Genomic DNA, 20,353 nt, shown 5'->3' on the forward strand with positions numbered 1-20,353 from the left:
TGTATGTTCCGCTACATATGTGAATGACCTCTCCTCTTCAACATAGATAACTATAGCAGGTATCCTTTCTTCTTATAAGAAGGCTATTTTTTTATATATGCTTTATAAAAATAAAGCTGTACGCAGTCAGTCGTGTAAGCAAAAGAATACAAGGAAAAATTCCACCAGTACATACCGCGGAGACTTAGGAGAGTCGAGAATCCCATTCTGTTTTCCAACGATTAATTTCATTAAACACTTCTGAAAAGGCTTGTCCTTTTTCAGTGATTGAATATTCAACTGTCACCGGTACAGTGGGAAATACTTTGCGTTTTATCATTTCGTGTTGTTCTAAATTGCGCAATGTGTCTGTTAAACCTTTTGTATTTACGTTATCTAAATTTCTTCGCAATTGATTAAAACGCTGAGGTTCCTTTAAGAGCTCGGTTATAACTAGAAAAGTCCATTTTCCTGAGAGAAATTGTAAAACTTCAGAAATGGATGTAACACAACTATTTTCAAACTTTGAACATCCCATTATATATCATCTCGCATTCATTTATATAGTGTTAGTCTCAAAACTAAAGTAAGGAACAAAATTAAACTATATAAAAAACAATTTGGAAAGTCACTGGGAGGATTATCCAAATTCGATCGTTTCGGTTAGTTGCGGAGACTATGCTACTTAGTCCCACCGATGGGGCAACGATTTCGAGTTGCAGGTGATTAACCTAGGTGTGTTACTTTATTTTTCTAAAGCATATTTAAAAAAATTGCCTTCTTACGAATAAAATGAATAGCTGCTATAGTTATCTCCGAGGCGATTGAGGCTTCACTTACCGTCGAGGACGTTATTCACATATGAAGGCTTTGCAGGATGAGCTCAATTATATATAAAAATCAATTTAATTAGAAAGAGGGAGTAAATATGGATACAACAGTAAGAAAATTAGAAATGTTAGAGACCTTTAATTACCGACATGCAACAAAAGAATTCGATCCTGAGAGGAAAATTACCGAAGAAGATTTTCAATTTATTCTAGAGGCTGGTCGGTTATCGCCAAGTTCAGGGGGGAATGAGCCATGGAGGTTTATTGTTGTAGAGAGTCAGGAATTTAGAAATGAATTGGCTCCACACGTGTCTGGTGCCGTGCGACAGCTTCCTTCAGCGAGTCATTTCGTTTTGATTTTGGCTAGGAAAGGTCTGACGTTTGGTTCTCCCTATCTAATGGAACAACAAACCCAAATCCTGCAGATGCCTTTGGAAGTTTTAAAAAGAATGGAACCTGCTTACGAACAGTTTTATAGTGACCTGCATTTAGATTCTGAAAGAGCTTTGCTGGACTGGTCCTCCAAACAAACTTACATTGCGCTTGGAAATATGATGACGGCAGCGGCGCATATCCGCGTAGATTCATCTCCTATTGAAGGCTTTGAATTAGATGCGGTGAATGAACTCCTTCAAAAGAGAGGTCTTCTGGGGAATGATGAATTTAGTTTAAGTGTCATGGTGGCCTTTGGCTATCGTGTACGGGAAGGGCGCCCTAAAAGAAGACGCCCGATGAATGATATCGTAAAATTTGTTTGACGTCACATAGAATTAGTACGGACGCGTTAGAAATATCGTATTCAAACTCATATATCACATGAATGACTCCCTTTCTGCTATAGCAGGAGGGGAGTCATTCGTTTCAGGAATGGAGTAGATCTGGTGACTTCATTGCTTCAGAATCAACTATAGCATGTCCTCTCATATCCCATAAGAACGCTATTTTTTTAAATCTGCTTTTAAAAAATAAAGTTACGTACACCTAAAGAAAAAATTGCAACTTATAGATCCTTCTGTCTTTATAAGATGATCAATTAATTAAAGCATCAGAATCAAAAACATCATGTGAACAAGGAAGATCGTAGAGAAAAAGAGTCCCGACCCAGGACTCTTTTTTTGCTCTTTAAACACATTGGACTCACTAAATATCTAAGGATCTAAGTAAAAGGAACCTTGAAGGAGTGATTGCAGAGACTACTTATTTTTAAAAATCGCAACAAATTGACGCTTAACTTTATTTTTCTAAAGCATATTTAAAAAAATTGCCTTCTTATGAAAAAGATAAATAACTGCTATAGTTGACTCCGCGGCAATATCGCAGAATTCTTTGGATGGAGGGAGATACAGATGAAGAGTAATAACGATCTAACGAGACAGGCGCCTATTCATTCAGGATTTGGCCCTAGAACGATGGCGAAGGAGGTATTACAAGGAGCAGATTTAAGTGGAAAAATCGCCATTGTGACGGGGGGTTACTCAGGCTTAGGTTTGGAGACAACACGCGTACTTGCCGAAGCTGGGGCAAAGGTTATTGTACCCGCGCGTACACCGGAGAAGGCTCAGGCGTCCGTTTCCCATATTCCTGGCGTAGAATTAGAATCTTTGGATCTTGCAGATCCTGCTTCCATTGATGCTTTCGCCCAGCGCTTCCTTGCTTCAAATCGTCCCTTGCATATTCTTATCGATAGCGCAGGGATAATGGCATCACCGCTAACACGCGATAAACGTGGGTATGAATCCCAATTTGCTGTAAACCATTTAGGGCATTTCCAATTAGCTGCTAGACTTTGGCCAGCTCTAGTCAAAGCAGAGGGGGCTAGAATTGTATCTGTCTCTTCACGCGGCCATCTGATTAGTAGTATTGACTTTAGCGATCCTAATTTTGAAAAGCGGGAGTACGATAAGTGGATTGCGTATGGACAATCCAAAACAGCAAATGCCTTATTTGCTGTCGAGTTGGATAAGCGTGGTAAAAACTATGGTGTTCGTGCATTTTCCGTGCATCCTGGATCTATAGTAACTGATTTGTCACGTCATCTATCGGATGATGAAATGCGTGCGATGGGAGCGCTAGACGAACAAGGGCAAAGAGCCTTCAGTGAGTATAACGATGAGTTAAAAACAATTTCAGAAGGTGCAGCGACAATTGTTTGGGCTGCTGTAAATCAGCAGTTAGAAGGCGAAGGAGGCGTATATTGCGAGAATGTCGATATCGCACTGGCCATTCCTGCCGATAACCCTTTAGGACCTGGAGTTAAGCCTTGGGCAGTTAATCCTGAATATGCGGAGCAGCTCTGGCATCTTAGTGAGGATCTGACGGGTGTTAAGTTTCCTATATAAAGTTTGAAATTCGACAACCAGTTATATAGTAGTTTATATAAATATCCATGAAATTAAGGAGAATGACAAAATGAGCAAACCAGTCGTAAATTATGCTAAGGATCTCGTATGGTTCGACACAATGCCAGGCGAGCAAATGGCCGTGCGTCTTCACAGCAATCAAGTTGGCGGAGCATTATCTATTATTGAAGCGTGTGTACCCTCTCTGATGGGCCCACCGAAGCATATCCATAACGAACGCGAAGAAACGTTCGAAATTCTTGAAGGTACTTTCCGTTTCCAAGTCGGTGACGAGGAATTTGAAGCAACACCTGGAACAATTGTCTCGGTTCCTCGCGGCATGCCTCATGCATGGGCAAACGTAGGACCTGACACGGGGCGAGTTCTGTTCATCTTCACGCCGGGCGGAATCGACGATTTCTTTCCTGAAATCGGTCGCCATTCTCTGGAGGAAATTGTTCAGCTCGCGGCGGAAAATGACACAGTGATCATCGGACCTCCGATGGTTGTGAATAACTAAGTGGTCGTGTAAACATCAGGAAGTACTTTATCATAATAAACTCAAGCGTAACGGACAGAGCAGAGACATACTCTTGTCTTGTCCGGTTCTCTTTGAAGACCCGGCTTAGAGGCGGTGAATGACCTCCTTTAATGAGAGGGCTTCTAGGGAATGAGAAGGGTGAGAAATCATGCGACATCCTGAGAGGGTAGGATTGGAACGGGTCGTTGTTACGGGACTTGGTGTGATTTCACCATTAGGCAATTCAGTTGATAGCTTCTGGCATGCCCTAGTGAGGGGAAAGTCAGGTGTTACGGAAATTCAAGAATTTCCTGTCTCTAAATTGAAATCAAAAATAGCGGGCATTGTTAGAGATTTTGACGCCGATGCGCTTATTGGCCGCCATGAGTCCAGAAAGATTGATCGTTTCTGCCAATTCGCATTGGCAGCTTCGGCGCAAGCATTAATAGATTCTGGCATGCCGCTTGAACAAATGAATCGAAGTCGAATCGGTGTGTATGTCGGATCTGCTGCCGGTGGTATCCAGACCTTGCTTGAACAAGCAGCGATTAAAGAATTACGTGGGACGCAGCGGGTTAGCCCGGCCTTGACTGCAATGATGATCTCAAGTATGGCATCTGCAGTGATCAGTATGAAATATGGAATCTATGGGTCTACGATGTCACCCGTCACTGCGTGCTCTATTGGAAATACGGCAATTGGAGAAGCATATCGCTCTATCCGGTACGGACTTTTAGATGCGGTATTAGCGGGAGGTACCGAAGCGCCGATTAACGACCTATCCATCGCAAGTTTCGGCAATGCAGCTGCCATCTCGAGTCGAGGTCATGAACCGACTCGAGCTAGTCGTCCATTCGATGGCGCACGGGATGGATTTGTTCTGGCAGAAGGCGCAGGCATTCTGGTTCTCGAATCCCTTACTAAAGCATTGCAAAGAGGGGCCAACATACACGCAGAAGTCATTGGCTATGGAGCCAGCTCCGATGCGTATCATATGGTTTTGCCCCATCCTGAAGGTATCGGTGCCTACAATGCCATGAAGATGGCGATACAGGAGGCAAGCATTCACCCTGATGAAATCGATGTGATTAGTGCTCACGCTACAAGCACGAAAGCTGGTGATCGGATCGAAACGCTTGCTATAAAAAAACTATTTGGAGCCAGTGCTGCTCGTACACCGATAACGGCTAATAAGTCGATGACGGGTCATTCTCTGGGTGCCTCAAGCGCATTGGAAGCAATCGCCTTGATCAAGACACTTCAGAACAACATTATCCCTCCGACCATAAACCAAGATCATCAAGATCCGGAATGTGATTTGGACTATGTGCCTAATCAAGCACGGGAAACAAAACTGAGAATTGGTCTGTCTAATTCTTTTGGGTTTGGAGGCCATAATGCCGTTATTGCCCTACGATCCTATATGTAAATTTATTATAGAAAAACTAGCTATGTAAAAGTGCTACAGCCGCGGATTACAGTGCATAAATGAAGGAGAATGACTACATGAAACAGATAAATGAGGCGATAGCCGGAGTCGTCAACTACGCAAAGGACCTCGAATGGTTCGATACGATGCCGGGTGAGCAAATGACAATCCGTGTACACAGCAACCAAGTTAATGGAGCAGTAACCGTCATTGAAGCGCGAGTTCCGGCTTTAAGCGGTCCACCGAAGCATTTTCATAAAGAATGTGAAGAGGTATTTGAAGTTCTTGAAGGCACCTTCCGATTCCAATGCGGGGATAAGGAATTTGATGCTACTCCTGGAACTAGTGTCGTGGTTCCTCGCGGTGTACCTCATACTTGGGCTAATGTGGGAAGCGAAATGGGACGGATGCTATTCATTTTCACACCAGGCGGAATCGATGATTTTTTCCCTGAAATCGGCCGCCATACACTCGACGAAATTGTGAAAGTCGCTGCAGAGAACGATACTTGGATTATCGGACCTCCGATGCTTTTAAAATAATAGCAAGTCTCTGACATCTGTACCCAAAATATAAAACATAGACCCTCAGCCTGTTGTTGTGGGTCTCTTTTTGCTATTCAACTATCGGGCAGTTAGAAAAATAAAGTTAATTAATATATGTATTGTGCAACTTCCTCCAGTTGAAGGCATGAACACATTGGACTTCAAACGCATTCTAAATTGAAAGAGCCAGTCATCCTTCATAAAGTTAAAGCATGACTTTACTTTTCTAAAGCATATTTAAAATAATAGCCTTCTTATGAAAATAATGAATTCCTGTTATAGTTGATCTCGAATCATTTGATAAGTAAACATAGGAGTGATTGTAATGAGTACGTTTGTACTGGTACACGGATCATGGCATGGAGCATGGTGCTGGGAAGAAATAACTCCAAGGCTTGAAAAAGCGGGGCACCGGGTAATCGTTTTAGACTTGCCAGGGCATGGCAAAGATCATACATCCGTTTCCGAAATCAACTTAAAAAGTTACACAGACCGCTTAAGCACTGTTCTGGAAAACGAGTCTGAGAAGGTCATTTTGGTGGGTCACAGTATGGCAGGATTGGTCATCAGTCAAACTGCCGAGTACCTCCCCGATAAAATTGAGAAGCTTATATATCTATGCGCATATCTTCCGGAGAATGGTCAGAACTTGATTCAAATCGCACAAAACGAGAAAAAAGAAAAAGATTCTCCTACCATTGTTATCATAAATGACGATCAAACGCTCATGGATCTTAAAGACGAATTGATAAGAGATTCATTTTATGGTGATTGCACGGAAGAAGACGTAATGAAAGCAAAGGAAAAACTTTGTATTGAGCCACTGGCACCTTTTTTTGACCTCGTGCATCTCACGAATACAAGATTTGGCATGATTCCTCGTTATTATATAGAAACTCTCAGGGATAAAGCTATTTCAATAGGATTACAAAGAGATATGGTTAACACGTCTCCGTGCAATCAGGTCATTACAATGGATTCAGATCACTCGCCATTCTTTTCACATCCGGAAGAATTAACGTCTCATTTCATTCAGTTAACGTTTTAAATGAACTGGTGATCGCTTAACTCACATAGATACTCGCAATAGAATAATCAGATGGGTTAAAGAAGAATGAGAGCAGGGCTATTACCTGCCTTGTCTCATAATTCACATAAGTAAGAGAAATTGACCAGGAAAAAAGGAGAGATAGTGTTGAGTACATTTGTTTTGGTACACGGATCATGGCATGGCGCATGGTGCTGGGAAAGAATAGTTCCCAAACTAGAAGAAGCAGGCCATCGAGTAATCGCCATTGATTTGCCTGCACATGGCACAGATCATACGCCACTTACTGAAGTTAACTTGAAAAGTTATACAGATCAACTATGCAGTATTCTGGACAAAGAGTCCGAGAAGGTCATCTTGGTGGGGCACAGTATGGCGGGGGTCGCCATCAGCCAAACCGCTGAGTATCGCCCAGATAAGATCGAGAAGCTTGTTTATCTATGCGCGTTCCTTCCGGAAAATGGTCAATCGTTATTCGATGCATTCAGTATCGTTGATCTTGGCGATGTTGCCCCTACTGCAGTTTACATTGACGACGCTCAAACGTTCATCGGCCTTAGAGATGAAGCGATCCAATCTCATTTCTATGCTGATTGTTCCGAAGAGGACTTTCAATATGCTAAATCAAGGCTTGTTAAAGAGCCATTGATCCCATCGGTTACGCCTGTCCAAGTAACGGAGGAAAGATTCGGTTCAGTGCCTCGAGTATACATTGAAGGACTTAGAGACAGAGCCATTCCTATTAAACTGCAAAGAGCCATGCATGCCAAAATGCCTTGCGAACAAGTCATTACCATGGACACGGACCACTCGTCATTTTATTCGAGCACTGAGGAATTGGCGGTTAATCTGCAGAAGCTAGCTTAATTCCTGATTTCTTCACACTGTTATTAGTTAGTTGCATAATTTAAGGGGGATTTCATTTGGGTAAGATTTTTAGCAATTTAACAGAATTGATTGGTAATACGCCACTGTTAGAGTTGAAGAGTTTTTACAAGAACAAAGAAGTAGTGGGGCGAATTATAGCAAAGTTAGAGTACTTCAACCCCGCAGGAAGTGTTAAAGACAGGATTGGATACGCCATGATTAAAGATGCTGAAGAACGTGGGTTAATAAACAAAGAGTCAGTCATCATCGAGCCTAGCAGCGGCAATACAGGGATAGGTCTTGCTTTTGTGGCAGCAGCACTTGGTTACAAATTAATCATTACCCTACCCGAGTCGTTCAGCATTGAACGCAGAAAGCTTTTACAGGCTTTAGGTGCGCAATTAGTACTTACACCAGCAGGTGACGGAATGCTTGGCGCCATACAAAAAGCAGAAGCGCTGGCAAGTGAGATTCCAAACGCATATATTCCGATGCAATTTAATAACCCGGCTAACCCGGAAATTCACAGGCGCACAACGGCAGAGGAAATCTGGAGAGACATGGACGGAGATGTTGATATTTTCATCGGCGGCGTCGGAACGGGTGGAACGATTTCCGGAGTCGGCGAAGTATTGAAGAGCAGGAATCCCAATGTTCAGGTTATTGCTGTAGAGCCCTTCAATTCCCCGGTGCTTTCCGGAGGAACCCGAGGAGCACATTTAATTCAAGGGATCGGCGCTGGGTTTGTTCCGGACAACTTCAACAGAGATGTTGTTGATGAGATTATTACGGTAAAGAATGAAGATGCCATTACAACGACGCGGGATTTGGCAAAATTCGAGGGACTAGTCGTTGGAATATCCTCGGGAGCCGCGGCGTTTGCTGCCAGCGAAGTTGCCAAACGTCCGGAGAATAAAGGGAAGAAAATTGTCGTCTGCCTTCCTGATACCGGTGAACGTTATATTTCGACTACTCTTTTTCAGGATGAATAAGATTTCAACATAATGGAGGAATTCCTACAATAATTGGATTTACTAATGGCCATTCTTACCGAGAATGGTCTTTTTGCAATCTTGCTGTCTTATTCCTTATCCCTATATCACACAATAGGTCTGTGATATATTTATCAAAAATAGTCCTTTTAGAGGGGAAGTGTCGCCATCATGCATAAGGTAATCGAGCCTAAAGTACTTTACTTCGGCACCTCTGTAGTGCTTATCAGTACATTAAATGAAGACGGTACACCCAATTTGGCACCTATGTCCTCTGCCTGGTGGCTCAATCAATCTTGTATGCTCGGGTTGAGCAGCAAGTCGCAGACCGTACAGAACTTAATCCGTGAACAGGAGTGTGTACTTAACCTCCCGTCCATCGATTTGATTCCTGCGATTAATCGACTAACACTGTTAACAGGTAGAAATCCAGTGCCTGAGTCGAAATTAATGAGGGGCTATCAGTATGAGGCTGATAAATTCGGTATTGCAGAGTTAACCGAACTTCCGTCACAATGTGTACGAGCGCCGCGTGTCAAAGAATGCCCTGTACATCTGGAAGCCACATTAGTGAAGCTGCATCCATTCGAAGAACCGAGTTCCCTTGTCTCCATTGAAGTACGCATAGATAGAGTTCATATCGAAGATGACCTTCTAAAAGATTCTAATTCAAATCACGTTGATCCATCTAAATGGCATCCAATGATTATGAATTTTTGTGAATATTTTGGTCTAACCGAGCAACAATCCGTATCAAAATTAGCACCGGTGTTCGAATTGGATCTGTGAAAAACAAAGAACAATAAAGTAACGCCCTTTGGATATCCAAAGGGCGTTACTTTATTGTTTTAACATTTTTGTCGCGGCATTACTTGCCAGTTACAGGTTGTCCAGTTACTGGGTCCGTATTCGGATCCCAGTTCTTAAGAGGGTCCATGCGGAATCGTGTAAGTTCCGTGCTGCTGATTTTCCAGACGCCATTCACCTTTGTATACGTTTCGTGGTATTGACCGTACCCGTGATGTCCCGGATAGGCATCCTTGGCGTCAGGGAAGGTCAACAAATCCTCCATGGCCCAAATTCCTGTAGCATGGTCCTTGTCGATTATTTCAATCTCAGGCATATATCCATGGTGAACCGTAGGCGCTTTACCCACTAGATCCCCAATCATTTTCCCGTAAGCTGCCCCGCCACCTTTGGAATAATCCACACCTTCGGAAATAATTTTGGCATCAGCCGTAAAAATATTTCCAAAGTCTGTCCATTTTTTCTCATCAACAAAACGGAAATAACGCGCTTTTAGCTGTTTGATTTGTTCAATATCATCCAAACGTTGGTAGGTTGCTGCTTCAGTTTCAGTGATTTTCACTGCTTGCGCTTGAGCATTTTGCTGTGACTGATTATTTTGTTTCGCGCATCCCGTAATCAGGACTGCCAGAATGGCTACACCCAAAATCATTAGTTTTTTGTTCTTCAACATATGGTGGTCACGTCCTTTTATATGATTTGTTATCATGCCGCCTTGCTGGGTTACTTGCCAGTAACAGGGTCCGTACTTGGATCCCAGTTCTTAAGAGGATCCATCCTGAATCTTGTTAGTACTGTGCTGCTAATTCTCCAGGCGCCATTAACTCTTCTATACATTTCGCGGTATTGTCCATAGCCGTTATGCCCTGGATACGCATCCTTCGCGTCAGGGAAGGTCAACATATCCTCCATGGCCCAAATACCCTTGGCGTTATCTTTGTCAATCATTTCAATCTCGGGCATATGTCCGTGGTGAACCGTAGGTGCTTTGCCCACAAGATCTCCGATCATTTTCCCATAAGCTTGTCCTCCCCCAGCAGAAAAATCTTGGCCCTGAGAGATAAGTGTGGCGTCAGTCGTGAAAAGATTCCCAAATTCCTCCCAATTTTTTTCGTCGACAAAACGGAAATAACGGGCTTTCAGTTTTTTGATCTCCTCGATATCTTCTAATTGTTGGAGCTTTTGTTCTAGTTGAGTAATTCTAGTTATTAGATTTTCTTGCTCAATATTTTTCGTGTTGGTCATAATATGTCAATCCCCTTCTAATTTTAGTATGGAAATAAATCACCGTGATACTTAAGTCACACGCTGATTCATCGATGAATAAATGCAAGAATATGGATTAGTTTTTTTTGGCTACATATGTGAATAACCTCTTCTCTTCAGGATGGTAGGTGAGGCCTCAATGGCCTGGAGACAACTATAACAGGTATTCTTTTTCTTTATAAGAAGGCTATTTTTTTTAATATGCTTTAGAAAAGTAAAGTAATACGCTTGTGTCAGTTCCACTTCAATCATCCTCAATTAATCCTAATGCTACTATTACCTGAATCATCAATTATATGAGTCAAACAATCAATGTAAGCACAGACGCATCTCTAATAGAAGAGAACTCAGCTCGGCGTTAAAAGCCCTACATGATATGCAGATAAAATGACCTATTATAAAAGGCACAAGTTATATGAATAAACATCAGTTTACTTTTATAAAGCATATATAAAAAAATAGCCTTCTTATGAAAAAGATGAATACCTGCTATAGTTGTCTCCGAGGCAATTGAAGCCTCACTTACAAGTCTAATGAGAGAGGTAAATCACATATGAAGGATTTGTAGGATGATATCTTATTGCAGGAGGGCTTTCCGAACAGGGGGTCCGTCTTCTTCAATGGAAATATAATGATTTTGATTGCTCCACATGCGTCAGGCGATACCATGGGAGGTTTTAGATAGAATGAGAATTAGTGAAGGTTTGGCAAGAGCAAAGTTTTCTGTTGCAGAAAGAACAAACATAGTTACAGGCCGGAAACGAGCCACATTAAGCTCGATCAAAAAGGTCCGAATTATTGCTAATAGGCCATCTTGGGATAACGCCTCAGACATTAGCGATTTCATCGGGATAGAGTGCGAAGTTATTGAGGAAGTCATAGTTAGCCCTAAGACTATGGAGAAAGAACTAGTAGTGCTGCTTCACGGTAATGAACTAACGCTGTATCCCGGCGAATATGAGATAGTAAAAGGATGGAGCTTCTAAGTGTTGCGGACACTGAAATGAAGAGGGTACACCCAATAAGCAACTTTGTCTCACCTAATAGTGTTCGAATTTACATTGCGTTATACAAAAGGTTTAGCTGAGGGGGTAAATCATTGTGGATTCATCATATATCAGATCGTTTCAAGGTATTCCCATATCCATGCTTGACACTACCAATATTGTCGTAGGAGGTAACGCGCAAGAAACGTTTATTAACAGCTTGGATTTGGCGCAAAAAGCAGAAAACTGGGGATATTACCGATTTTGGTTAACTGAGCATCATAATATTCCTGCAATGGCGAGCGCGGCTACATCCGTTGTGATGGGATATATTGCAGCAGGTACAAAACGAATTCGTGTTGGTTCGGGAGGCATTATGCTGCCCAATCATGCACCCTTAGTCATTGCAGAGCAGTTCGGAACCTTGGAATCCTTGTATCCTGGCCGCATTGATCTGGGTCTAGGTAGAGCACCTGGCAGTGATCTAGCCACATCAGCTGCTCTTCGGAGAGACCATACTAACGGTGAAGACTTTCCTGAACTGCTGCGAGAATTGAGAGGTTATTTTCAAGACGATGCCTTGGCAAAAGTGCGGGCATATCCAGGAACAGGACTTGCAGTTCCGATTTGGCTACTAGGTTCAAGTGACTTTAGCGCTAGACTCGCAGCAGAGTTAGGCTTGCCATTTTCTTTTGCTAACCATATTGCTTCCGAGTTCACTATTCCAGCTGTTAGATTGTATCGACAATTATTCAAGCCATCAAGCGTCCTGAGCAAACCTTATGTTATGGTCGGGATGAATGTGACAGTCGCTGATTCGAATGAACGAGCACAATATTTGGCCTCTACACAGAAACAAATGTATTTGGGTGTATTAAGTGGGCGACTGACGCCTCTCATGCCACCGGTTGAAGATATGAGTCAGGTAGCCTCCAAGGAGGAAATTTTCATGCTTGAGCGTAATCCGATGTACCGAAGCTTAACGATCGGAGACCGTGATCAATTGAAAACTAGTATGCAGAATCTAATTCGTGATACGCATGCTGACGAAATCATTATGATGACTCAAATTTTCCATCATACAGATCGGCTGCGGAATTTTGAAATCATTGCTGAATTGCTGGATTAAATCAGGCAAAAATGGTCGAAAAGAGCGGAAATATAGATAAAAATAGGAGTGGAATAAAAGTGAGTGATCGTATTTCGAAAGCGAATATGTTTTTATTAATTATTGTTTGTCTCGCGCAGTTTATCGAGGTCATGAATAGTTCGACAGTCGTTGTAGCACTTCCTTCCATTCAAGCGGCGCTTCATATGCAGGCGAGCGATTTGCAATGGATTGTAACTTCTTATGTACTGACATTCGCATGTTTTCTGATGATAGGAGGACGAGCAAGTGATTTACTCGGAAGAAAACGCGTTTTAATGATTGGCTTGACTGTCTTCGCGCTCGCTTCACTGGCAGGCGCCTTGGCAGCAAATCCGGTCTGGTTGATTGCCAGTAGGGCGATCCAAGGTATCGGGGCAGCTCTTTCCATTCCCGCGGCGATGTCACTTATTAGTAACAATTTCCCAGTGGGACCGCAGCGCAACAAAGCATTCGGGATTTTCGGCGCCTTAGGATCCGCAGGAGCAGCGGCTGGTTCAATAGTCGGCGGTTTGCTAACGGATTCCGCGGGCTGGAGATCGTTGTTTTATCTGAACGTGCCGCTTGGCATCTTGCTCATCATCGGATTATTGTTCGTGAAAGTAAGTCCATCTGTTAAAGTAGAAAAACAATCTATTGACTGGTTTGGACTGATTTCCGTATTGGCGGGTATTTTCTTTCTGGTCTATGGCATCTCCATGCCGGATGTTGACGGCAGTTGGTCGGCAACGAAGATCGCCATGTTAATTGTGGGGATATTCGTTTTGGTCGTATTTGTACGGATTGAAAAATTCACCAAAAATCCACTTATGCCGCTGCGTCTTTTCAAAATTCGTTCGCTCGTTACGTCCAATTTTATCGGGTTTTTGATGTTTTCTTATGTGACAGGCTTTAACTATTTCTCGACGTTGTATTTCCATGAGCTTGGTTATTCTTCTCTGGCTATCGGTTTGGCTTTCTTACCACTGGGACTAACCTCCATCGTCGTAACGCAAATCACACCCTTCTTCATGCGTAAGTTTGGTGCAAAAAGAGTTCAAATCGTCACGCAGACCATCAACGCGCTTGGCATGTTCTGGTTAAGCAATATGGACATGGATAAGAGTTACGCGTCGTTTATTCTTCCAGCCTTTATCGTACTTGGTTTGTCGATCGGCGCTTCCTTTACAGCTGTTATCGTCGGTTCCGTTCAAGATGTTAAACCTGAAGAACACGGAATTGCCGGCGGAATCGTAAATACATTCCTGCAATTGGGTGGGAGCTTGGGATTATCCATTCTTGCCACTATCGCTTCTACGGTTACCGCTTCGGTGCATAATGGACCGGCAAACACAGCCTTATTATTAGGTTTCCACACGGCATTAAACGTAAGCGGCTGTTTCGCGGTCATTGCATTGATCCTTGCTTACATGAGCGGCAAGAGTAAGAATGCGGATTCCGTTCCTTTAGAGATGCATGTTTAAAGCAGGAAAAATGAATATTTGCAACGATTTTTCTTTGTTCAAACGATATAGAGGAGAAGACATCAAATGGAGAAAATAAACATTCATCATATGATTATTTTTAGCCTTAAACATGAGGCAGGTTCGGAGGCGGCGGAAGCCTTCTTGCGAGATGCCGAGCATCAGCTGACTAAGATCCCGGGTGTGAAGCAGTTCCGCGCTTTCCGGTTGAAACCAAATAACCCTTTGGATTACGGAATTTCTATGGTTTTCGATAGCCAGGAGGATTATGCGGCGTATGCCACGCATCCGTTGCATGACAATTTTGAGGAAAATCGTTGGAAACGGGAAGCGACGCGTGCCATGGTGATTGATTACGATTATTGACCATAGTGCCAACTATGCTACATCCGACGACATAATAACGGCGACATCACCACCCCCTTTTGGGGTGACAGTAACGTTATCTCATTCAATAGCCGCGTAAAACGCGGCCTTTTTGTTTTATGCATGCCTAGCCAATGTAATGAAGTAAGATCTGATTTGAATGTTTATTGAATTGGATTTAGGTCAGGAGAATCCCACTCGATTTTCCAACGGTTCATTTCCGTAAACATTTCCGAGAAGGCTTTCCCTTTTTCAGAAATTGAATATTCGACTGACACTGGTACGGTAGGAAATATTTGGCGATTTATCAATTGATGTTCTTCTAAATTCCGTAATGTATCTGTTAAACCTTTTGTATTTATGTTACCTAAGCTTCTTCGCAATTGGTTAAAACGTTGTGGTTCCTTTAAAAGTTCTGTTATTACTAGAAAAGTCCATTTTCCCGAAAGAACGTGCAAAACTTCAGAAATCGATGCTTTACAGTTATTCTCGAACTCAGATGATTCCAATTTATCCAACTCCAATCATTAAGTAATGTTTGAACTGTCACTAGATGTCGAATGGGTGAGGTATAGTTTCTTCCAGCGGCTATGTCTCTCATATCTCTCATCAGCAACAATTTCGCAGCCGGGCAACAACGAAAAAAAGTCTTGGGATATCGGCGCCCTAGCATCCGCGGGAGCTGTTGGTATTGGCTGTTTTTATAGTGATCGAAATACATGTCAAAAATCCGTTAATGCCGCTTCGTCTATTCAGGATTCGACTTGTTCTGTCCAATATTATTGGGTTTTTGATGTTTTCTTATACGAACGGCTTCAACCCCACGGAGCCGCTTTGTCGGGAATGGGTGAGAAGGTTTGTCAATCCCTTCCCAAGAAGAAAATTGGACTAGCATCTAGTGCACCATACGATTGGGTAATGCCCAATTTAGAAGAATTAAATCTAGTTGAGTATTTTGACTGCATTCGGGCTCATGAAGACGTCAAAAATGTGAAGCCAGACCCAGGGCTTTATTTAATGTACTAGATTATTTTGGCGTTAACCAAAATGCTATTGCTTTCAAGGATTCCCCAAACGGTGCTAAAGCCGCAATAGCGGCAGAAATGCACGCAGTAATTGTTCCAAATGAGTTAACTAAAGATTTAATTTTCGATAATTTTACACTTCGTCTTAAAATGTTAGAACTAGAATTAGAACAATTAATTGAATCTTTAAATTCTCAATGAATTCATCATTAAGGTGTGCCTAAAAAACGTATAATGCAGATTATTGAAGTTTGATGAGATTTTGTTGAAAGCCCATGCTTAACTTAACAATTAGGAAACTTAAATTGCCTTAAAGCCCATGCAATTGCGCATGGGCTTACTCGTTTCGTTAAAGTGCAATTACAATTCAGGAACAGAATCAGTTTTTCCTGATTGTGGATTTCATACAGACTAGCCCCTGCTCTGGAGAAGCAGGGACTTTAGCTTACTTACATATGTTGATTATTCAAATATGGACGAGGATCGATGTAGTTCATTTGATTGTCGGTAAGGCCTGCTGCAACGGCAAAATGCAGATGAGGTCCCGTTGACTGACCATCATTTCCGACAACGGCAATGATTTGGCCGCGTTGTACTTCCTGACCCACCGACACATAGATCCCATCACCATACATGTGCCCGTAAACACTCATCAAACCATTGGGATGTTGAATGACAACCCAGTTACCGAACCCGTTGGCTTTCCCCGCATAAAGTACAACTCCGTTATCGACCGCGGCAATGGAGGTCCCAATAGGAGCTCCGATATCGATTCCTGCATGGAACTCCTCGCCACGAGAACCGAAATCCGATGTTATTGTATGGGAAGAAGGGACAGGCCATTCCCATGTACCGGCGCTCTGAATTTCTTTTTCCAGTGCAGCCTTAAGTTGTTCTTTCACATCAGGAGCAATCATGGCATCGACGCTCGACAAATCTTCTACATCTTTTTTGGCATGGTCAACTTCATTCAGGCTTTGTTGCTGTAGCTGGCTTAATAAAGTTAAACGTGCTGCGAGCTTTTTTTCTTGTTCGGCTTTCGCGGCGTTTAGCGTATTTTGCTGGGTTGCAAGCAAGGATTGCTTCTCCTCTAGTTCTTCCTTCATCTTCGTTAATTTTGTTTTATCATCCATTTTTGTATCGATAATCTGCTTATCTTCACTAAGCAGCATAATTAACATACTCATCCGATTAATAAAATCGTTAAAACTTGAAGAACCTAAGAGTACATCTATATAAGAAATTGAAATGTTTCCGCTCGTATACATATAAGTAAGTCGATTTTTCAATAACTGATCGCGGCTATCCATATCCTTTTGAACATCAGCAATAGCTTTCTGTAATGATAAGTTTTGGTTATTCAATTTGTCGATCTCAGGCTGCAGTTCGTTTGCCAATTTATCATATTCAAAAACCTGCCGGTTAATCGTTGTAAGCTGACTTTCAACTTCAAGTTGTTGATCATTAAGATCGTGGATCACTTGTAAACGTTGATTATAAGAGGCAATTAAATCTTGGGAACTCTGTTCTGTCATATCTGTTGCATGAGCAAAACTAATATTAGAGAATAAGATCAGCATAGCTGCTACAAGAACAAGTTGCTTGGATCTCATCCTATCATCCCTTCCAGCATGAATCTATGAAGTCAATGAAGATGAATGAATTTCTTTATAAATAAAATTTTAAAACTTATCGATCAAGTTGTCATTGGTATGTTGTTCCTTACAAATCAATGTACCGATCGATTTCGCAGTTTGTTTTTTCGAATTTTGTTCCTGCTAATGATGTTTTAGGCAAAGAAATAAAGCCTAGCAATACGCCGGGCTTTATTTCTGACAATTGTTGTATAGAATGCTTTTGCTAGTATCTCAAAGTGAAGTCGATCGGGAAACCTTCGCTTTATGCAGTTGCAACGGGGCTTGCCAGTTTGATATTTATTTAAAATATGCTATCAGGAACGTAATAAATTTTTTGCGTATTTTGTTTATTTACGGGGTCAGTAACTATATTAAAATAAACTTTATCGTCTTTAGTCTGTACGCCCTCGATTTCATGGGTCCCTACATTTGTAATATTCACAAGGGTTTTGTATGTTCCTGTATTGTTCATCATAGCAATCTGCGGAGTTTGACCTTCCGCGCCGCCTGACGTATATACTTCCGTACTAGAAAGCATATCCATGCCTTGGAAAGATCCGTTTGGTCTGACTATATTGGTTCCCGTTTGTGTAAAACTGGTAACGCAGGCGCTTACCGCCGCTGCACTGTTCATTTGTACTTGTTCATTGTTGTCAAGAAGCTGGTTCAATGCTACCGTGTCATAAATGGACCAGGTTACGGCCCCATCTGCAGTTTGTACGCGGAAAGCGGTATGGGTACTGTTGCCGCCGGCATCAACACGGTATGTCGTACCTAAGCTTGTACCGGTCGTATTGGCGTAATTCATATAGGTGAACCGATGAAGGTCCGTATAATCATATGTCGCGCCGGCCGAGTATTGAAGTCTCGCTACCTGTAGAGACCAGTAATACGATGTGGAAGGATCCGCTTTGGAACTAAAATAAAAGTAATTTACACCATTATAGGTATACATATCCAGAGTTTGGCAATGACCCGCGTTGGTGACGGTCATCTCATCAACGTAATTGGCGTCGCTCCCGCTGATAAGCAATCTTGAAAGATAACATGATCCTCCAGACCGCTGAGTTACGTAAATATATGTTGAAGCGATGTAAGCTTTCTGAACAGCAGAGTTGTGTTTAAGTCCTTTGAGATTGTATGCGAGTGTTGCCGAAGCGTTTATAGTTTTCCCAGGAGTTTCTGCAAATACTGGTATAACAGACATTCCCCAAATTAGAATTACGAGAACAACAGATGTGAGTATTTTTAATTGCCTTTTAAAAAGGCCGGGCACTTGAACTTGAAGCATACGGATACCTCCATAGAATATGATAATATCATTGGACTTCTGTTAAAACTCTTTTGTACTCAGATCGCTGACAGAATCTTATACGGGCATTTTTATCACGACGATAGCATACATACCTCCTCAATAAAACAATGACAATCACTTACGAAAGTTTCAAGCCCCCTCCTCTGCAGCTTATTGCAAGCGCCAAGAACGCGAAAAAACCCAAACAACATAACTCCTTCTGTTAGAAAGGAAGATACATGTTTGGGTTTTCAGCTCTATACTCCACCCGGACCACCGAAGTATTTACTTAACGTTTACTGTTATATTATCGTGTCAGAGGGAAAGTATTGTCAAGTTAAGACATTATGTAGGGATAGACCCCGCAATCTAGCTAATGATAGATTTCCCATCTATAAGGCCTTAAGCACGGAATTATGCTCTTCTAGCTTTACTCATAAATCTCAGCTTTCGATACCTTCAGCTGTCCCGAGGCCTTGGCAGGAAGCGCATGAATCGAAGGCGCGGATTCTCCAGCGGCGACCATCCGCTTGATGAGCAACTCTCGCAGATGCACCCGCACTTCCTCATGAGATTGTTTATCGACGAGGTTGTTCAGTTCATAAGGATCCGCCTCTAGGTCGTACAGGTAGGCTTCGACATATTCTGAAGCTCCGCTGTCGCGAATCGGATCCCGTGACGGCGCCGTCACGGCATATTTCCAGCGACTGGTACGAATGGCCCGCCCGACCTCGGATTCGCTGATCTGTACGAATACCTCTTGCTGCCATTCGGCACCCCCACGGTTGCCGCCAATCAGCGGCATTATAGAGCGTCCCTGCATGTGACCCGGAACTTTGATTCCGGCAGCATCAAGCAGTGTTGGCGGCAGATCGATCAGGCTGATCAGCTCGCGCAGGACGCCGCCGGCGTTAAAGCCGGGACCGCTGAATGCAAGCGGTACCCGAATGGAGCTTTCGTGGCAGGACCGTTTATATTCTTCGTTGCGCGTTTTGAAATGGCAGCCATGATCGGAGGTAAATGCAATAACCGTATTGTTCGTCAGACCAAGGCTCTTCAGTGCGTCGGTCAACCGTCCGAGCGCCTCGTCAAGCCTTTTAACCATGCCGTAGTATCCATCCAAATGCTGATTAGCGGTTCCGCTGAGCGCAGCGAGGTCCGGCGGTACATAGCGGGACGAGTATCTTCCACGGTATACATCAGGAGAAGGATAATCATCGCGATGATTTTGATGGTGCGGCTCCAGATACGAGAGAAACAGATAAAACGGCTTCTCGGTATTCCGACGATCCGCAATATAACGGATAGCGGCGTCCGTTAAAGCGTCTACGCGATAACCAGGCAGCTCGACAGGCTCGTTATCTCCATTATAGAGCATGGTCCGGTAGGCATCGGACGTATGCTCAAGGGCATCTGCGGCAAGCCAGTAATCGTAGCCTCCTCTTTTTTCAACAGGCACAGGGTTGGTGCGAGTCCCCGCTAGGTGCCATTTGCCGATATAGCCCGTATCATAGCCGGCTTCATTGAAATAGTGCGCAACGGTCCGGGTACTTTCCGGAAGCGGAATGCTATTCGTGAAGCAGCCGGATTCCGTTGGGTAAAGTCCGGTTTGCAAGCAGGAGCGGGACGGTCCGCAGACAGGCTGACTGGTAAAGGTATAGGCGGCATGCGTGCCGTATACTGCTATCCGGTCAAAATTTGGCGTCAGCTCTAGGGGGTTGCCATGAGCGCCTGTCGTATCCCAGCGCTGCTGATCGGTGAAAAATACGATAACATTAGGCCGCTTCTCTGCGGAATGATTCATGGGTTAAGC

The 20,353-nt window shown here is 43.0% G+C and carries 21 protein-coding genes; 14 read left to right on the forward strand and 7 right to left on the reverse strand.

The annotated features are described in order from the left end of the window. Positions 1–184 precede the first annotated feature (184 nt). The gene (locus AC58VC_RS15965; protein WP_497369708.1) at positions 185–517 is read right to left on the reverse strand and encodes a winged helix-turn-helix transcriptional regulator; all 333 of its coding nucleotides are present in this window, start codon (positions 515–517) and stop codon (positions 185–187) included. Positions 518–907: 390 nt separating this feature from the next. Between AC58VC_RS15965 and AC58VC_RS15970 the strand changes: the two genes are divergently transcribed. The 9 genes from AC58VC_RS15970 to AC58VC_RS16010 all read left to right on the forward strand — a co-directional run bounded on the left by AC58VC_RS15970 (position 908) and on the right by AC58VC_RS16010 (position 9,338). Continuing rightward, entirely contained in the window at positions 908–1,567 is a 660-nt protein-coding gene (locus AC58VC_RS15970; protein ID WP_497369709.1) for an NAD(P)H-dependent oxidoreductase, read from the forward strand. A gap of 588 nt (positions 1,568–2,155) precedes the next feature. Continuing rightward, the gene (locus AC58VC_RS15975; RefSeq protein ID WP_497369710.1) at positions 2,156–3,148 is read left to right on the forward strand and encodes an oxidoreductase; all 993 of its coding nucleotides are present in this window, start codon (positions 2,156–2,158) and stop codon (positions 3,146–3,148) included. Positions 3,149–3,218: 70 nt separating this feature from the next. Then, positions 3,219–3,668 carry a cupin domain-containing protein gene (locus AC58VC_RS15980; protein ID WP_497369711.1) on the forward strand — a complete coding sequence of 150 codons (450 nt, stop codon included), beginning with the start codon at positions 3,219–3,221 and terminating at the stop codon, positions 3,666–3,668. 193 nt (positions 3,669–3,861) lie between these two features. After that, the gene (gene fabF, locus AC58VC_RS15985; protein ID WP_497369819.1) at positions 3,862–5,097 is read left to right on the forward strand and encodes a beta-ketoacyl-ACP synthase II; all 1,236 of its coding nucleotides are present in this window, start codon (positions 3,862–3,864) and stop codon (positions 5,095–5,097) included. Between the two features lie 77 nt (positions 5,098–5,174). After that, positions 5,175–5,639: a cupin domain-containing protein gene (locus AC58VC_RS15990; RefSeq protein WP_497369712.1), complete on the forward strand. Its 465-nt coding sequence runs from the start codon at positions 5,175–5,177 to the stop codon at positions 5,637–5,639. Positions 5,640–5,967: 328 nt separating this feature from the next. Next, positions 5,968–6,690 carry an alpha/beta fold hydrolase gene (locus tag AC58VC_RS15995; RefSeq protein WP_497369713.1) on the forward strand — a complete coding sequence of 241 codons (723 nt, stop codon included), beginning with the start codon at positions 5,968–5,970 and terminating at the stop codon, positions 6,688–6,690. A gap of 147 nt (positions 6,691–6,837) precedes the next feature. Further along, complete coding sequence (locus tag AC58VC_RS16000; RefSeq protein WP_497369714.1) at positions 6,838–7,557, forward strand: alpha/beta fold hydrolase; 720 nt, start codon at positions 6,838–6,840, stop codon at positions 7,555–7,557. Positions 7,558–7,613: 56 nt separating this feature from the next. After that, a complete protein-coding gene (cysK, locus tag AC58VC_RS16005; protein ID WP_497369715.1) occupies positions 7,614–8,549 on the forward strand; it encodes a cysteine synthase A in 936 nt (311 codons plus the stop codon). A 171-nt stretch (positions 8,550–8,720) separates the two neighbouring features. After that, positions 8,721–9,338 (forward strand): flavin reductase family protein, encoded by a 618-nt coding sequence (locus tag AC58VC_RS16010; protein ID WP_497369717.1) that lies wholly within the window; start codon positions 8,721–8,723, stop codon positions 9,336–9,338. A 79-nt stretch (positions 9,339–9,417) separates the two neighbouring features. Here the strand turns inward: AC58VC_RS16010 and AC58VC_RS16015 are convergent, their stop codons facing one another. Further along, positions 9,418–10,029 carry a nuclear transport factor 2 family protein gene (locus tag AC58VC_RS16015; protein ID WP_497369718.1) on the reverse strand — a complete coding sequence of 204 codons (612 nt, stop codon included), beginning with the start codon at positions 10,027–10,029 and terminating at the stop codon, positions 9,418–9,420. Positions 10,030–10,079: 50 nt separating this feature from the next. Next, on the reverse strand, positions 10,080–10,601 hold the full coding sequence (locus AC58VC_RS16020) for a nuclear transport factor 2 family protein (RefSeq protein WP_497369719.1): 522 nt from the start codon (positions 10,599–10,601) through the stop codon (positions 10,080–10,082). 707 nt (positions 10,602–11,308) lie between these two features. Between AC58VC_RS16020 and AC58VC_RS16025 the strand changes: the two genes are divergently transcribed. The 4 genes from AC58VC_RS16025 to AC58VC_RS16040 all read left to right on the forward strand — a co-directional run bounded on the left by AC58VC_RS16025 (position 11,309) and on the right by AC58VC_RS16040 (position 14,584). Further along, positions 11,309–11,608, forward strand: a complete 300-nt coding sequence (locus tag AC58VC_RS16025; RefSeq protein ID WP_497369720.1) for a hypothetical protein — start codon at positions 11,309–11,311, stop codon at positions 11,606–11,608. A gap of 160 nt (positions 11,609–11,768) precedes the next feature. Next, positions 11,769–12,737: an LLM class flavin-dependent oxidoreductase gene (locus AC58VC_RS16030; protein ID WP_497369820.1), complete on the forward strand. Its 969-nt coding sequence runs from the start codon at positions 11,769–11,771 to the stop codon at positions 12,735–12,737. A 59-nt stretch (positions 12,738–12,796) separates the two neighbouring features. Beyond that, on the forward strand, positions 12,797–14,218 hold the full coding sequence (locus AC58VC_RS16035; RefSeq protein WP_497369721.1) for an MFS transporter: 1,422 nt from the start codon (positions 12,797–12,799) through the stop codon (positions 14,216–14,218). Positions 14,219–14,284: 66 nt separating this feature from the next. Further along, entirely contained in the window at positions 14,285–14,584 is a 300-nt protein-coding gene (locus tag AC58VC_RS16040; RefSeq protein WP_497369722.1) for a Dabb family protein, read from the forward strand. Between the two features lie 164 nt (positions 14,585–14,748). Here the strand turns inward: AC58VC_RS16040 and AC58VC_RS16045 are convergent, their stop codons facing one another. Beyond that, positions 14,749–15,093 carry a winged helix-turn-helix transcriptional regulator gene (locus AC58VC_RS16045; RefSeq protein ID WP_497369723.1) on the reverse strand — a complete coding sequence of 115 codons (345 nt, stop codon included), beginning with the start codon at positions 15,091–15,093 and terminating at the stop codon, positions 14,749–14,751. A gap of 25 nt (positions 15,094–15,118) precedes the next feature. Between AC58VC_RS16045 and AC58VC_RS16050 the strand changes: the two genes are divergently transcribed. Beyond that, entirely contained in the window at positions 15,119–15,610 is a 492-nt protein-coding gene (locus AC58VC_RS16050) for an HAD family hydrolase (protein WP_497369724.1), read from the forward strand. Positions 15,611–16,058: 448 nt separating this feature from the next. Here AC58VC_RS16050 and AC58VC_RS16055 read toward each other — a convergent pair whose 3' ends face one another. The 3 genes from AC58VC_RS16055 to AC58VC_RS16065 form a co-directional block, all read right to left on the reverse strand. Beyond that, the gene (locus AC58VC_RS16055) at positions 16,059–17,222 is read right to left on the reverse strand and encodes a murein hydrolase activator EnvC family protein (RefSeq protein ID WP_497369725.1); all 1,164 of its coding nucleotides are present in this window, start codon (positions 17,220–17,222) and stop codon (positions 16,059–16,061) included. A gap of 325 nt (positions 17,223–17,547) precedes the next feature. After that, positions 17,548–18,537 carry a helveticin J family class III bacteriocin gene (locus AC58VC_RS16060; protein WP_497369726.1) on the reverse strand — a complete coding sequence of 330 codons (990 nt, stop codon included), beginning with the start codon at positions 18,535–18,537 and terminating at the stop codon, positions 17,548–17,550. A gap of 433 nt (positions 18,538–18,970) precedes the next feature. Next, on the reverse strand, positions 18,971–20,344 hold the full coding sequence (locus AC58VC_RS16065; protein ID WP_497369727.1) for a sulfatase family protein: 1,374 nt from the start codon (positions 20,342–20,344) through the stop codon (positions 18,971–18,973). Between the last annotated feature and the right edge of the window lie 9 nt (positions 20,345–20,353).

The sequence above is a fragment of the Paenibacillus sp. J22R67 genome, assembly GCF_059692175.1.